This is a genomic window from Actinoplanes sp. SE50/110 (assembly GCF_900119315.1).
Taxonomy (GTDB): domain Bacteria; phylum Actinomycetota; class Actinomycetes; order Mycobacteriales; family Micromonosporaceae; genus Actinoplanes.
On record NZ_LT827010.1, the window covers coordinates 5,830,340 to 5,844,338 of the forward strand.

Below are 13,999 nucleotides of genomic sequence, written 5' to 3' on the forward strand. Positions count from 1 at the left end.
ACTCTGGTGGCATCACCTAATCGCCTTGGGAGGCGTGATGAACTCCGTGCACGACACGATGGCCCGGCAGGGCCTGGTCCGCCCGCGGGACGGCCGCATGCTGGGCGGCGTCTGCGCGGGGCTGGGGCGCCGCTTCGGCCTCGACCCGTGGCTCGCCCGCCTGCTGTTCGTGCTGATCCTGTTCCTGATCCCGGGCAGCCAGATCCTGATCTACCCGGTCCTCTGGGTGCTGATGCCGGCCGAGGAGACCGTCTACAGCCCGCACACCCCGCCGACCACCTGGTGACCCGGTGACCGTCGTCGCCACCCTGGTCGTCGAGGGGCCGTCCCGCTCACTGGCCACCCTCGCCCGCGCCGTCCCGATCACCGTGGACGGCGCGGCGAAAGGGCGGGTCCGGGCCGGGAAACGGCTCACGCTGGCCCTCCCGCCCGGGTCGCACTCGATCCAGGCGGGCGGCGGGCCGGCGCTGCCGGTGCGGCTCGCGCCCGGTCTGGTCACCCGGGTGCGGGTGGAGCGGGACGCGGCCGGCCGCACCCACCTGATCGAGGTCGGCTGACCGGCTCTCCTCAGCCGGCCAGCTTCTTGAGGGCGGCGGTGAGCTGCAGGTCGTCGAGGTAACCCCGGGTGACGATCTTTCCGGCGGCGTCCAGCAGGACGTAGGTGCTCTGCTGGGCGATGCCGAACTTCGACCAGATCGTGCCGGACGGGTCGTTCAGGTGGGTGACCTTGCCGACGTCCAGGTCGGCGACGAACTGGCGCATGGCCTTCGCGGTGCCCAGACCGGCGATGCCGAGGAAGGTGAGACGCCCGGCGTACTCGTCGTGGAAGTCGGCGACGGACTGGGCCTCGCTGGCACAGGTGGCGCACCACGGCGCCCAGAACCACAGGACGGCGGGCCGGCCCGCCAACTGGGCGGCGTCGAACTTCGTGCCGTCCAGCGTCGTACCGCTGAATCGCAGTGTGTCGGGGACGGCCGGGGCCGCGGCTGACCCGGACCCTCGACCGGCCGCGGCCGCCGGGGTCGCCGCCTCCGGCGCCGCGGCGCAGCCGGCGGCCAGCATCGCGAACGGAAGCGTCAGCAGGGCACGCCGGGTGCTCATCGGCCTCGGTCCCTTCGAAGGGTGCGGGCCGGCGGTCCGGGACGGACCGCCGGCGAGCGGGTGGATCAATGCGCCGCGGTGGCCGGGTCGATCAGACGCAGGGCCAGCGCCGGGCAGACGTTGACCGCCTTACGGGCGCCGTCCTCCAGCCACGGCGGCAGCGGCGTCTGCGGAAACGCCGGGAAGCCGTTGTGGTCCAGCCGGATGATCTCCGGGGCGACCGCCGAGCACAGGCCGTGCCCGTCACAGCGGGACCAGTCCAGGGCCAGCTTCCGGGCGCCCTTCTCGGCCGTGTACGGCAGCGGGAGGATGCCGCGGACCTGCTTGCCGCAGCCCTCGCCGTTGGCGTGCGCCTCCACGTCCTTCTGGAACACCTCGAGCGCGGACAGCGCGAACCGGGACGTGCCGTCCGGGTGGCTGCACGCACCCCGGCCCTTCACCAGGCCGGCCGCCTGCCGGACCTGCTCCAGCGCGGAACCGCCGAGTGACACCAGGGTGACCGCGCGGGCCAGGTCGGGCAGACCGAGCCGGCACGGGCCGCACTGGCCGGCGGACTCGCCGGCCAGATACTGCACGACCTGGGCGACCTCGCCCAGCGCGCAGGTCTTCGAGCCGATCGGGATCAGCATGCCGGCGCCGAGCGTGCCCCCGACCTTGGCGAAGCCCTTGCGCGAGATGGTCACCGTCTGCGCCTGCTCGGCGCTGATCCACTTGCCGTGGTAGCCGCCGACCAGCAGGCCGGGGCCGATGTCCGCGCCGCACATGGTGAGCACGTCCATCAGCGGGGTGCCGCTGGGCGCCTCGACGACGGCCGGGTTGGTGGCCGAACCGCCGACGGTGAGCATCACCGTGCCCGGCTCCTCCGGGATGCCGACCGAGTTGTACTCCCACGGGCCGAGCCGGGCCGCGATCGCCAGCTGCGAGTACGTCTCGGCGTTGGAGAGCAGGGTGGGCAGCCCCATCACGCCGTTGTCGCTGGAGCGGACCTTGCGGCCGGGCGGGATGTGCGCCTCGCCGTTGATCCCGCGGACCAGCGCGCCGCCCTCGCCGGAGATGAACCGGTGCGGGACCGTGACGAGCCGGGTCGGGCACGGCATCTTCCGCTCGGCCAGGGCGGCGGCCAGCGAATTCTGCCCGATGCCGTCATCGGCGATGCCGATCACGATCTCCTCGGCGTCCAGGGCGGCCGCGGCCAGCGCCGCGCCGTCCAGGATCAGGTGCGGCGACCGGGTCAGGATCGCCTTGTCCTTCCAGGACGGGGGCTCACCCTCGGTGGCGTTCACCACGATCACCGGGGGCAGGTCCTGGCGCTTGCAGGAGTCGATGACCGCGCGCACCTTGCGGGCGAACGGGAAACCCGCCCCGCCGCGCCCACGCAGCTCGATGCGGTCGGTGAGGCCGATCAGCTCACCGGACGACAGCGCCGCAAACCCGCCGTGCACCTCCTGGTGCGCCTGCAGGTCGAGGCGGCCGTACTCGTCGTAGCCCGCGGTGATCCGCGGGATGCCGATCGAGGTGACCGGGGGAACCTGTGCCGTGCTCAATTGACGTCACCGCGCAGCTGCGAGAAGTACGAGTCGTCGTCGTCCCGGGCCCGGCCGCGGCCGGCCGGGTTGCCGCGGAGCACGTCGGCGGAGGGCCGGCGGGCACGGCGGGCGGACGTGTCGACCAGGCTGTCGTCATCGGCGTACCGGTCGTCGGCCAGGTCGACGAACTCGCTGCGGCTGTGCCGGCCGTCGTCGGCGCGGCGGCGGCCGCCGCGCGGCTCGTCGTCCTCCTCGTAGCGCGGGGCGCGCTGGCGGGGGACGTCCTCGTAGCGGGGCTCGGCGTCGGCCCGGCGACGGCCGCGGGCCGGCTCGTCGTAGTAGGCGTCGTCGTCGGCGTAGCGGCGCATCCGGGTGCCGGTCTCGGTCATCTCGTCGCGGCGCAGCCGGGTGCCGGTCTCGGTCATCTCGTCCCGGCGCAGCCCGGTGCCGGTGTCCTCGATCCGCAGCCGGGTGCCGGTCTCGGTCATCTCGTCGCGGCGCAGCCGGGTGCTGGTGTCGTCCATCGAGGTCCGCGCCGCCCGGCGGCCGCGCGGCTCCTCTTCCACCTCGTCGTCGGCGTAGCGCCGGCCCCGCGGCCGGGGCTCCTCGTCGTAGTAGTCGTCGTCCCGGCGGCGTCCGCGCAGGGCCGGCTCCTCGTACCGGTCGTCCTCGAACTCGCGGCGCGGCATCGCCCGGGTGGGCTCGTCGTACCGGTCGTCTTCGGGCCGGCGCTGACGGGGGGCGGGGCCCTCCAGCTCCCGGCCGCCGGCGAACGGGGCCGGGGAGATCGGGGCCAGGGCCGGGCTCACCGGCGCGACCGGCGGGGCGGCCGGCGGCGCCGCGGGCGCGGCCGGGATCCAGCTGCTCACCGCCGGGGTTTCGGCGGGCGCCAGCAGGTCGGTGGTCTGCTCGCGGGCCGACCGGCCCCCGCCGAACCGGCCGCGGGCGCCGCCACCGGAGGTGGGCACCACGTTCCCGGACGGCTTGGCCGCGCCGACCCCGGCGGCCGAGGCGAAGTCCTTGCGCCGGTTCAGGCTGACCGAGAGCCGCACGGCCAGGCCGATCAGCACCAGCAGCACGCAGATCACGTAGCTGACGATCACCCAGGTCTTCGCGGCACGGCCCGCGCTCAGACCGTGGACCAGGGCGATCGGCCACATCAGGTAGGAGATCGAGTGGATCGCCCGCCACATCCACGGCTTGCCGCGGCCGATGAACCGGGCCCGGATCAGGCCGCTCCAGGTGACCAGAACCAGGATGTATCCGGAGATCTGTCCCAGCCCGATGTAGAACAGGTTGTTTCCCTGGGCGATGAACGGGATAAAGATGTCGATGACACGGATGTGCCCCTCGACGGTCTTCGTCCACAGGTGGAACGCCAGGGACGAGATCGCCATCACGCCGGTGGTCCGGTGGGTGGACTGCAGGAAGACCCGCTGCCGGATGGAGAGGACCAGGCGGTCGGTGGAGACCAGGCCGACCATGATGGTGATGGAGAGCGACACGAGGGTCAGAACCCCCATGTAGTACTCCGCGTACATGAAGAAGTACACGTAGCCGACGCGGCCGGGCTTGGTCATCATCGCGACCGCCCAGATTGCCGCCAGGACACAGACCACCAGCAGGATCACCGCGCTCGGGGGCACGGACCGACCGCCGGTGGAGCCGATGTCGACCGCCACCCTACTGGCGGTGCGCTCTTTGTTCTTCGACCGGGCCATTGACTCCTCGTTTTCCGCAACGGTCACGTCCCGTGGGCGGTGGGACGCCGGCGTTCGTGGGGAACGCCCCGTGCTCAAGTTGTTCCGGACCCGCCCGCGACGTGCTTTCCCCTGCGTCGCCCCGGCCGTGTCCTCCCCGGATTACGTGCTGGGCGGGGCTTCGGATGAACGCGTGCGAAATTTCTCCGCCACTCTTTTCGGTGATCGTCCGGCTACTTTTCGCATCTGGGGTCTGACCTGCGGAAATGACGTTTCCCGCCGGCTCTTGAGGGAAAAGTGGGCCCGCGACTGAACCATTCGGCCCGGCCAGGCGAACTCATAGGTGACGGTGACGTCACGAGGAGGGGGAACGACGTGCGGCATCACACCGCGCTGATCTGGGCCACACTGACCGGCATCACCCTCGCGGCGGCCACGGCCGCCGGACCCGCCCTGGCCGACGTGCCGGGCTTCGCGCTCAAGGTGACCTCGCCCGCCACCGCCAAGGCCGGCGGCGCCGCCCCGAAGGTGACCGCGGTCGTCACCTCGAACCAGGCGGGCTGCCGCAAGGTCCGCTGGACCATGGTGATCCGCGGCGGCGACGTCTCGCTCGACCAGATCCGGGTGACCCGGATCGAGAACGGCGGCGAGTTCGCCACCCGGGTCAGCGTCACCGGGAACACCGCCACCATCGTCGACCAGCAGCCCGACCCGGGCATCCTGTGCCGGGACCGGACGGTGACCGGCACCTGGCAGCTCGCCTTCGGCGGCCGTGACGGCGGCCGGGTGCAGTTCGAGGTGCAGGCCTTCGACGAGCGCAACACCCGGCTCACCGCGGCCGGTTCGGCGATCGAGGTGGCCGGGCCGGTGGCGACCACCACGCCGGCCCCGCGCCCGCCGCAGACCAGCGCCTCCCCCGCCACCTCGCCGACCGGCGACGACGGCGTCAGCGAGGTGGTCACCACCGCGCCGATCGTGCAGCCGACCCGGAGCGACAACGCCGCCGCGCTCAGCCCGGCGGCCAACCAGAGCAACCTGCTGGGGCCCGGCCTGATCGTCGGCGGGGTGTTCTTCTTCCTCGGGTTGCTGCTGATCCTGCGGCTGCGGGCGCGCACCCGGAAGGCGCGCGGGCGGGACGAGGCGCTGCCGACCGGGTTCTACACGATGCCGTGATCCACCACATCTTGGGGTAATTGCACGGTTATGTGGGCTCTTGGGGTTACTGTCCCTTTAGTCTGATCCACCGTGCCGCCGTCCCCGGGAGAGCTCGATGACCACCCGTACCGCCACGATCGCCGCCGGGATCGGCGCGCTCGCCCTCGTCTCCGTCGGCCTGCCGGCGGGGGTGTCGTTCGCCGGCACCGACCGACCCGTGGTCGCCGACCGAGCCGTGGTCGCCGACCGAGCCGTGGTCGCCGACCGACCCGCGATGGCCGACCGACCCGCGATGGCCGACCGACCCGCGATGGCCGGCCGAGCCGCGGTCGCCGACCGGTCGGCCACCACCCGGGAGGAGGGCTTCCTCGGCGGTGAGCCCCCGGTCCCGACGGCGCTGCAGCCGCCGGCCGGGAATGTCCTGCACGCTGTCCTCAAAGCCCGCGGTGTGCAGATCTACGAATGCAGGCGCAGCATGTGGCAGCTGCTCGAAGCGGCCGCGTCGCTCAACGGGGCCACCGTGAACCCGGTCCGGAAGGTCACCGCGGTGCACTTCCGCGGGCCGGCGTGGGTCTCCGACCAGGACGGCTCGACGGTGGCGGGCGCCGACCCGGTCAGCGCGCCGGGCGCCGGGGCGGGTGACGTGCCGCAGGTGCTGTATCGGGCCACCGGGAACCGGGGCGGCGGGCTGTTCGGGGAGGTCACCTACATTCAGCGGATCGCCACCCAGGGTGGCGTGGCGCCGACGAAGTCCTGCGGGGGCAATCAGCCGATCGCAGTCCCGTACCACGCTGTGTACCGATTTTTCGTGAAAAAGTAGGTCGTCAGTAGATCGCGAGGACGATCGCCGTCGCGTTGTCCCGGCCGCCGGCCCGGAGCGTAGCCTCCAGCAGCGCCCGCACCGCCCCGGCCGGGCCCGCGCCGACCGCGCCCGACCCCCGGCCGGGCCCGCGCCGACCGCGCCCGACCCCCCGGCCGGGCCAGCGCCGACCACGTCCGACCCCCCGGGCAGGCCTGCGCCGACCGCGCCCGACCCCCCGGCCGGGCCAGCGCCGCCCAACAGCCGGCCCAGAGTCGGGTAGTCGAGCTGGCCCGACACCCCGTCGGTGCAGAGCAGCAGCCGGTCCCCGGGGCGCACCGCGACCTCCACCACGTCCGGCTCCGGTCGATCCGGATGTCCGACATAACGGATGAGGCGATATCCGTCCGCCTCCGCGCGCGGGTCGGAGGCGGCGTACCACCCGTGCACCAGGCCCAGCCAGGCCACCGTGTGGTCGACCGTGAGCAGTTCGAGCAGGCCGTCCCGGAGGCGGTAGGCGCGCGAGTCACCGAGCTGCACGATCCGTACGGCGGCGCCGTCGTCATCGGCCACCGCGGTCAGGGCGGTCAGCGTGCACCCGGTCAGCCCGTCCCGGGTTCGGACCTGCGTGCGTACGCCCTCGTGGGCCCGCGCCGTGACGGCCCGCAGCGCGGCCGGGGCCGGATCGCCGGCCAGCGCCACGAAGGTCCGCACCGTGATCCGACCGGCGGCCGCGCTGCCCTCCCCCGCGCCCATTCCGTCGGCGACGACGGCCAGCGGCCGGTCCGGGTCGAGGTGGAAGACGTCGTAGTTCCGGTCATAGCGCCGGCCGGTCACGCCGGCGGCGGCCGCGACCACCCGCCGCCCGCCGATCCGCCACTGCACCTCATCGGTCATCGTCGGACACGGTAGGACCCCCGCCCCGGGCATGATCGGGGCGGGGGTCCGGATCACCGGCAGATCAGGACAACGGCGGGTACGCGTTGGCCATCAGCTGCTGGAACTGGGCGGAGAACCAGGCCCCGGAGATCGGGGCGTTCGGCAGGGCACCGCTCATGCTGTTGCCGTTGCGGGCGTTGCCGGTGTAGGTCGGGTCGCACATCCGGTCGAAGCCCTTGCCCTCGTCGTTCGGGATCAGCGAGGAGGAGCCGTCGGACTCACCCGGGGGCTTCACCCAGACGTAGGCGTCGATCCCCGGCTCGGGAGCCGCGGTGGGCCGCTCACCCAGGCCGGCGCCGGCCTGGTTGCACCAGTTGCCGGCGTGGATCCGGCGGTCGATGCGCGACTCGTTGACGTAGGTGTTGACGTCGGTCGAGGTGCTCGCCCTGGTGGGCCGGGCCGAGCCGCCCCAGCCGTTGCGCGAGGTGTCGATCAGCATGCCGATGTTGCTGTTGAAGCCGATCGAGATCAGCTTCTGCCGGAACGCCTGGGCGAACGTCAGCTCATCGGTGTACTGGTTCCAGTCGACCCACTTCGACTGCCGGACGCTCTGGCCGTTCACCGTGGTGGTCGGCTGCACGAACGGCTCCCGCAGCGCGGAGTAGTTCGCCGTGTCGGTGATGAAGCCGGTCACGTTGTTGACGTTGCCGGACGCCTTGGCGGCGCTCAGCATGATGTCCGCGGTCGGGCCGAAGTTCGAGTCCCAGCCGATCCAGCCGTGGTGCGCGGCGTCCACGTAGTTGTAGACGTTGCCGATCGCACCGAGCTTGTTCAGCGCGTACCCGATGCCGTTGACGTATCCCCCGTTGGCCTTCATCGTGTCGCACATCGCGGTGCCGCCGGCCTGGCCGGAGGTGTTGGTCACCAGGTTCGGCAGCGAGTCGATCTCGACGATGTTGATGATCCGCAGGTTCTTGTACTTCGCGTCGGCCTCGATCGCGGCGATCGGGTCGATGTACTCGCTCTTGTACCGCGGCAGGTCGTCCGGGCCCAGCTCACCGTTGGAGGCGAGCGCGGCGCAGTCCCGGCCGGGCAGGTCGTAGATGACCAGCTGGATGTAGCCGGCGCCTTGGGCGAGCGCGGCGTTCAGGTGGTCCCGCAGACCCATCGAGCCGTTGGAGCTGCTGTCCGAGGTGCCGGCGATCGCGGCGATCCGGTCCAGCCAGACGGCGGTCGGGTTGTTCGAGACCCGGCTGCCACCGGGCTCGGCGTCGGCCTTCGCCTTCCACTCCGGGTTGACGTAACCCTTCACCCCGGCGTACGGGTTGTCCACCTTGGTGCCCGGGTTCGTCGACGGCCCGGTCGAGGGTCCGGTGGACGGACCGGTGGAGGGACCGGTCGACGGTCCGCTCGACGACGGCGGCGGCGAGTTCGGGACCGTCCCGGTGCAGGCGAGACCGTTCAGCTTGAACGCGGCCGGCGCGGTGTTGGTGCCCGAGTAGTTCGCGTTGAAGCCGAAGTTCGCCGTCCCGTTGGTGCCGATGGAGGTGGCCCACGACGGGTTGGTGGCGGTGACATGCTGGCCGGACTGGGCGATGGTGGCGCTCCAGCCCTGGGTGATCGTCTGGTTGCCGGGGAAGTCCCAGGTGAGGTTCCAGCCGCCGGAGATCGGGTCACCGAGGTTGGTGACCGTGACGTTGCCGGTGAAGCCGGTGCTCCACTGGTTCACCGAATAATCGACGCGACAGCCGGCGGCGGCGCTGGCCTCGGACGCGATCGCGACCGCGCCGGCGCCGGCCACGACACTCACGGCGGCGGCTGCCGTGAGGGCGCGGGCCCGGGTGGAGATGGGTCTCATGAGGACTCCTCGAGACGGGGTTACGGCGGCGTCATTCATCGACGCCAATGGGAGCGACGGCCAACGCATCGGTGGGGATCGTTGCCCGACGCGGACAGCATTACATGGGAGCGCTCCCAGCGCAATGATCCGGAAACACTTGGGCAACTGGCTGTTCACCGCTGTCCTGCAACAGCCCGGGCGCCGGCGGCCATAGGGGGATGTGACGATGCAGACCGTGGACGACGACATCGGGAAACTCTTCGACCGGCACTCCCGTGCCGTCTACAACCACGCCTTCCGGCTCACCGGGTCATGGTCGCTGGCCGAGGAGATCACCTCCCAGACCTTCCTCACCGCCTGGCAGCGCCGCACCGACATCCGGCTGGTCGACGGGTCCGCGCTGCCGTGGCTGCTGGTCACCGCCGGCAACCACGCCCGCACCGAACAGCGGACCGTGCGTCGCTGGCGCCGCCGTCTCCTGAGCTCTCCCGCCCCGGAGACCGCATGCGATCACGCCGACGACGTGGCCGGCCGGCTCGACGACGAACGGCGCATGCGGGAGGTCCTGACCGCGGTCCGGGGACTGCCCCGTGCCGAACGGGAGGCCGTCGCCCTCTGCCTCTGGTCCGGCGTGGGTTACCCGGAAGCCGCCGCGGTCCTCGGCATCACCGAGACCGCGGTCCGCAGCCGGGTGAGCCGGGCGCGCTCCCGCCTCACCCGTTCCCTCTCCCCCGCGCCGCCGTCCGCCTCTCCCGCTCCGCCGCCTGCCTCGCCCGCTTCTCCCGCTCCGCCGCCTGCCTCGCCCGCCTCTCCCGCTCCGCCGCCTGCCTCGCCCGCCTCTCCCGCTCCGCCGCCTGCCTCGCCCGCCTCTCCCGCTCCGCCGCCTGCCTCTGCCGCCGCGCCGCCCGTCTTGCCTGCCGCGACGCTGACCGGAAACCATCAGACGCTTACGGAGGGACACCGATGACCACCGACCTGGACCTCCCGGCCGAGCGCGACCTCCCGCCGGCCCACGCCGCGCGGATCCGGGCGACGCTGCTGCACACGCCGGAAAAGCGCGACCGGCGCGCGCTGCGGCTCGCGATCGCGGCGTCCCTCACGATCGCCGTCGCCTCCGCGATCGCCTTCGTACGGCCGCAGCCGCTGCCCACCACGATCGCCCTCGGCCCCGGTGAGTTGTCGTCGACCCTGGAGGCCGTGGTCGATCACTGCGTCGCCCAGCGCGCCGAGATCGTCGAACGCCTTCCCGAGCCCGCGGACCTGCCCGCGGTGTCATCGGCCGATGTCGCGGTGGCCGCCGAAACCCATGGCCAGGCCACCGTCCTATTCGTCAACGAGCGCGGATTCGCGGCCTGCTCCGCGGCCCAGATCGCCCGCCCCGTCTTCGGCGTCCGCATCGAGGCGGACGGCGGTTTCACCGGCGGCCCGTGGGACGGCCGGCGGGACTGGCTGCCCGGCCCGGTGGAGGTGCTGATGTCCGGCTCGTCGGATCGCGGCGGCCCCGCCCAGCTGGACGTGGTCGGCCGGGTCAGCTCCCGGGTGGCCCGGCTGGTCGCCGTCGACGGGCCGCACCAGGTCCCGGCCAGCCTCGCGAACGGCGCCTTCGGCCTGCTCGGCACCGGCGACGTGCTCGGCCCGGGCACCCGCCTGATCGCCTACGACGCGGCCGGCGAGCCGATCCACGAGGAGCCGCTGTTCCCCGCCACCGCGGATCGCGTCACCCGATGCTGGGCCGATCCCACCGGCAGGGTCCTCTACCAGCCCTCGGACCAGCCCCCCGGCAAGCCCGGCAACTGCCTTCCCGCCGAGCCCTGGGGCTTCTGAACAACCCATGACCCCGGTCCGGAGCCGTGGCGCTTCCGACCGGCCGAGGGACCGGTCCGGGCCGCGCGAAACACATCGGGGGGCGGCCCGGACCGGGCCGCCCCCACCGATGTCGTCCGCGGTCAGGCGGTCAGGTGCACTCCACCGCCGCTGCGCTTGGCCAGGTACATACTGGCGTCGGCGTCCTTCATCAGATCGCCGATGTTGGTCGCGTGCCGCGGGAACAGCGCCACCCCGATGCTCGCCCCGATCTGCACCGGCTTGCCGTCGATCTCGAACGGCTCGCGCAGCCGCTCGCAGATCCGCTCGCCGACCCGGACCGCCGCCTGGTCGTCCGGGTTCCCGGTGACCAGCACCGAGAACTCGTCGCCGCCGAGCCGGGCCACCAGGTCCGGCTTGCGGATCAGGCCGTCCAGCCGCTTGGCCACCAGCTGCAGCAGCACGTCGCCGGCGTGGTGCCCGATCGTGTCGTTGACCTGCTTGAACCCGTTGAGGTCGAGCAGCAGCAGGGCCAGCCGGGTGCCGGTGCACATGGCGATCTCGATCGCCTCGTCGCCCCGGTCCAGCAGGTGCTTGCGGTTCGGCAGCCCGGTCAGCGAGTCGTGGAACGCCTGCCGGGTCAGCTCCTCGACGTGCAATCGGTTCGCCTGCCGCATCCGGGCACTGTCCATGATCAGTGCACCCTCGGCGGAGAGCTGCTGGGCCAGGATCCGGTCCCGCCCGCTCCACTCCCGGGCGCCGGACGAGTCGCCGCACAGCACCATGCCGACCGCTCCGAAACCGGTCATCAACGGCATCGCGATGAACGACCCGAGCCCGAGGGTCTCGGTCATCCCGCCCGGCCGCACCTTGGCCGTCGAGGCGTTGTTGATCAGCACCGGCTCCCCCGACTCGACCGTGCTGCGCCAGACCGGCGACTCGATCGCGGACTTGCCGACCAGGTTCAGGCGCAACTGCTCCAGCCGCTCGTCGGGGCAGCCCACCCCGTAGACGTACCGGATCCGCCCGTCGCTGTCGATCAGGTGGAGCCCGGCGTGCTCGGTCCGGAACGCGGTCGCGCACGAGTGGGTGAGCAGCTCGGCCGCCTCTTCCACGCTGCCCGCGGTCATGCCCTTCTCGAACAGCTCCTGGATCGTGGTGCTGGTGTGCGCCACGAACTGCCGCGCCTTCTCCGCGAACAGCCCCTGCAGGGTGGTCGCGAAATGCAGCGCGATCGTCGAGATGGTGTCCGGCCGCAGCTCGGCGAGCCTCTCGCCGGTCAGCAGCAGCACCCCGACGGTCTGGCCGCCGATCCGCAGCCGGATCGCCATCTGCTGACCACTGACCACCGGCGGCCCACCGGCCGCCGCCCGGAACACCTTGCCGGCGACCATCTGGTCGCGCCGCCCCGGCTCGCCGAACTGGGCGGTCGCGGCCATCAGGCCACTCTCCGAATCCAGCTCGAACACCGTTGCCGCGGTCAACCCGGCCACCTCGCACAGGTGCGGGGTCATCAGGTCCAGTACGTGCTGGACCGACGGGGTGTCCTTGGTCATGAAGCCGACAAGTTCGGCCAGCAGGAGCACCTGCCGATCGGGTTCCGCGCCCGTGCCGCCGGGAGCCTCCACCAGAGGACCGGCTGTGTGCAATCCGCTGCCCACGCTCATGGTCCCACTGGTCGGCACAACCGCCCCCGGCTTGAGCCGCCGGCGCCCGCCACCCGGTCGCAGTTGAGTTGCGATCCGGTACCCGGCCCTGCGGGGCATCCCACCGGGCCCTCCCCGCCCCACCGTCCCCGCCGGCCCCGCGCCGTGCGCCGCCGACCCGTCCGGCTGAACCGGAGGTATGCCCTGGAAATCGATGCTCTGGGCGGTTAGCGTCGAGAAGTCCCGCGCGCCGGACACCCGGAGGGCCCCGTGCACGTGCGCCACCCAGCCGTGACCGCCACCGCCGTCACCCTGTTCGCCTCGGCCGCGGTCGCCGCCATCGTCCTGTCCGCGTTCGATCGTCACAGCGCGCCCCCGGCGCTGACCCCCGCCGCCCAGCCGCACGCCGGTTTCGGCCCCCGCCCGGAGTCCTGGCCGGCCTCCGCCGACCCCCGCGCCGAGCTCGACTTCACCCGCCGCGACGACCTGGCCACGCTGACCCTGTCCGGCCAGTTCGCCGCCGAACTGGCCGCCACCACCGGCGACCCGGCCGTGGTCCTGGCCGAGCACCAGCGTCTGCGCCGCACCCTGGCCAGCAGTGACCACCCGGTGATCCTGCTGCACACCGCCGACCTGGACCATCCACGCGGCGCCCCCGGCCGCTGGCTCACCCTGGCCGTCGGCGACTTCCCGGACGCCACCGCCGTCACCACCTGGTGCCACACGGTCGCCGCCACCCACTGCACCCCGCGCCGCCTGCTCCGCCCCCGCTGACCCGCAGCACCCGTCTCCCGCCGCCGCGCGGGCGCTGGGCATAATCCGACGGGTGGCGATCGAGGCGCTGATCTTTGATTTCGACGGTCTGCTGATGGACACCGAGACCACCCTGCTGGACAGCTGGCGATGGGAGTGGCGGCAGCACGGCCTGCGGCTCGACGAGTCCGGATTCTTCGCCGACCACGGCGGCGACACCAGCGAGATCCGCTACGCCGCCCTCGCCGCGGCGGTCGGGCCGGGTTTCGACCGGTCGGCCAGCCATGCCCGCCGCACCGCGTACCGCGAGCGGGCGCACGCCGCGCTCGGCCTGGCCACCGGCATCTCCGCCTGGCTCGCCGAAGCCGAACGCCGCGGCCTGCGCCTCGCCGTCGCCAGCAGCTCCGCCGGCGCCTGGGTCCGCACCAACCTGGCCCGCACCGGTGACCTCCCCCGCTTCGAGGTCCTGGCCTGCGGTGACGAGGTCCCGGCCGACAAACCCGACCCGGCCGTCTACCACCTGGCCCTGCACCGTCTCGGCCTCACCGCGGACCGGGCCGTCGCCTTCGAGGACTCCCCGCACGGCGTCACCGCCGCCCGGGCCGCCGGCCTGCGCTGCGTCGCCATCCCCAACCCGCACACCCCGCATGCCCGCTACCGGCATGCCGACACCCTGCTCCCCAGCGCCGCCACGACCATCCTCAGCGAGGTCCTCGCCCGTCTGGCGTAGGCGGTCGCCGGCGGTCCCCGGAGCGGGACTCGCCGGAGGTAACCGCTTACGGTGCGTGGAGCGGGGA

At 72.7% G+C, this 13,999-nt stretch carries 13 protein-coding genes and 1 pseudogene; 8 read left to right on the top strand and 6 right to left on the bottom strand.

Annotation, left to right across the window (positions count from 1 at the left end):
* The first annotated feature begins 37 nt into the window (after window positions 1–37).
* A complete protein-coding gene (locus tag ACSP50_RS26110) occupies window positions 38–286 on the top strand; it encodes a PspC domain-containing protein (RefSeq protein ID WP_014692296.1) in 249 nt (82 codons plus the stop codon).
* A 4-nt stretch (window positions 287–290) separates the two neighbouring features.
* Complete coding sequence (locus ACSP50_RS26115) at window positions 291–557, top strand: hypothetical protein (protein ID WP_014692297.1); 267 nt, start codon at window positions 291–293, stop codon at window positions 555–557.
* 10 nt (window positions 558–567) lie between these two features.
* On the opposite strand, the gene ACSP50_RS26120 is transcribed toward ACSP50_RS26115, so the two are convergent.
* From ACSP50_RS26120 to ACSP50_RS26130, 3 genes are all read right to left on the bottom strand, one after another.
* Window positions 568–1,101 (bottom strand): redoxin family protein, encoded by a 534-nt coding sequence (locus ACSP50_RS26120; RefSeq protein ID WP_014692298.1) that lies wholly within the window; start codon window positions 1,099–1,101, stop codon window positions 568–570.
* Between the two features lie 65 nt (window positions 1,102–1,166).
* Window positions 1,167–2,645: an NADH-quinone oxidoreductase subunit NuoF family protein gene (locus ACSP50_RS26125; RefSeq protein ID WP_014692299.1), complete on the bottom strand. Its 1,479-nt coding sequence runs from the start codon at window positions 2,643–2,645 to the stop codon at window positions 1,167–1,169.
* Window positions 2,642–4,348: a Eukaryotic translation initiation factor 3 subunit A gene (locus ACSP50_RS26130; protein ID WP_014692300.1), complete on the bottom strand. Its 1,707-nt coding sequence runs from the start codon at window positions 4,346–4,348 to the stop codon at window positions 2,642–2,644. The genes ACSP50_RS26125 and ACSP50_RS26130 overlap by 4 nt, the downstream gene beginning before the upstream one ends.
* 354 nt (window positions 4,349–4,702) lie before the next feature.
* On the opposite strand from ACSP50_RS26130, the gene ACSP50_RS26135 reads away from it, so the two are divergent.
* The gene (locus ACSP50_RS26135; protein WP_014692301.1) at window positions 4,703–5,500 is read left to right on the top strand and encodes a hypothetical protein; all 798 of its coding nucleotides are present in this window, start codon (window positions 4,703–4,705) and stop codon (window positions 5,498–5,500) included.
* 97 nt (window positions 5,501–5,597) lie between these two features.
* Window positions 5,598–6,302 (top strand): DUF3455 domain-containing protein, encoded by a 705-nt coding sequence (locus tag ACSP50_RS26140; RefSeq protein ID WP_014692302.1) that lies wholly within the window; start codon window positions 5,598–5,600, stop codon window positions 6,300–6,302.
* Between the two features lie 324 nt (window positions 6,303–6,626).
* On the opposite strand, the pseudogene ACSP50_RS43140 reads toward ACSP50_RS26140, so the two are convergent.
* A pseudogene (locus ACSP50_RS43140) lies at window positions 6,627–7,211 on the bottom strand (PP2C family serine/threonine-protein phosphatase); the annotation flags it as partial.
* Between the two features lie 31 nt (window positions 7,212–7,242).
* On the bottom strand, window positions 7,243–9,018 hold the full coding sequence (locus ACSP50_RS26150; protein ID WP_014692303.1) for a glycoside hydrolase family 6 protein: 1,776 nt from the start codon (window positions 9,016–9,018) through the stop codon (window positions 7,243–7,245).
* A gap of 208 nt (window positions 9,019–9,226) precedes the next feature.
* Between ACSP50_RS26150 and ACSP50_RS26155 the strand changes: the two genes are divergently transcribed.
* Both ACSP50_RS26155 and ACSP50_RS26160 read left to right on the top strand, forming a co-directional pair.
* Entirely contained in the window at window positions 9,227–9,967 is a 741-nt protein-coding gene (locus tag ACSP50_RS26155) for an RNA polymerase sigma factor (protein WP_014692304.1), read from the top strand.
* Window positions 9,964–10,824, top strand: coding sequence for a hypothetical protein (locus tag ACSP50_RS26160; protein WP_014692305.1), 861 nt, complete (start codon window positions 9,964–9,966; stop codon window positions 10,822–10,824). The genes ACSP50_RS26155 and ACSP50_RS26160 overlap by 4 nt, the downstream gene beginning before the upstream one ends.
* A 122-nt stretch (window positions 10,825–10,946) precedes the next feature.
* On the opposite strand, the gene ACSP50_RS26165 is transcribed toward ACSP50_RS26160, so the two are convergent.
* A complete protein-coding gene (locus ACSP50_RS26165; RefSeq protein WP_231956718.1) occupies window positions 10,947–12,431 on the bottom strand; it encodes a sensor domain-containing diguanylate cyclase in 1,485 nt (494 codons plus the stop codon).
* A 309-nt stretch (window positions 12,432–12,740) separates the two neighbouring features.
* Between ACSP50_RS26165 and ACSP50_RS26170 the strand changes: the two genes are divergently transcribed.
* Together ACSP50_RS26170 and ACSP50_RS26175 are read left to right on the top strand one after the other, a co-directional pair.
* A complete protein-coding gene (locus ACSP50_RS26170; protein WP_043512215.1) occupies window positions 12,741–13,223 on the top strand; it encodes a hypothetical protein in 483 nt (160 codons plus the stop codon).
* Window positions 13,224–13,275: 52 nt separating this feature from the next.
* On the top strand, window positions 13,276–13,932 hold the full coding sequence (locus ACSP50_RS26175; protein WP_014692308.1) for an HAD family phosphatase: 657 nt from the start codon (window positions 13,276–13,278) through the stop codon (window positions 13,930–13,932).
* Window positions 13,933–13,999 lie beyond the last annotated feature (67 nt).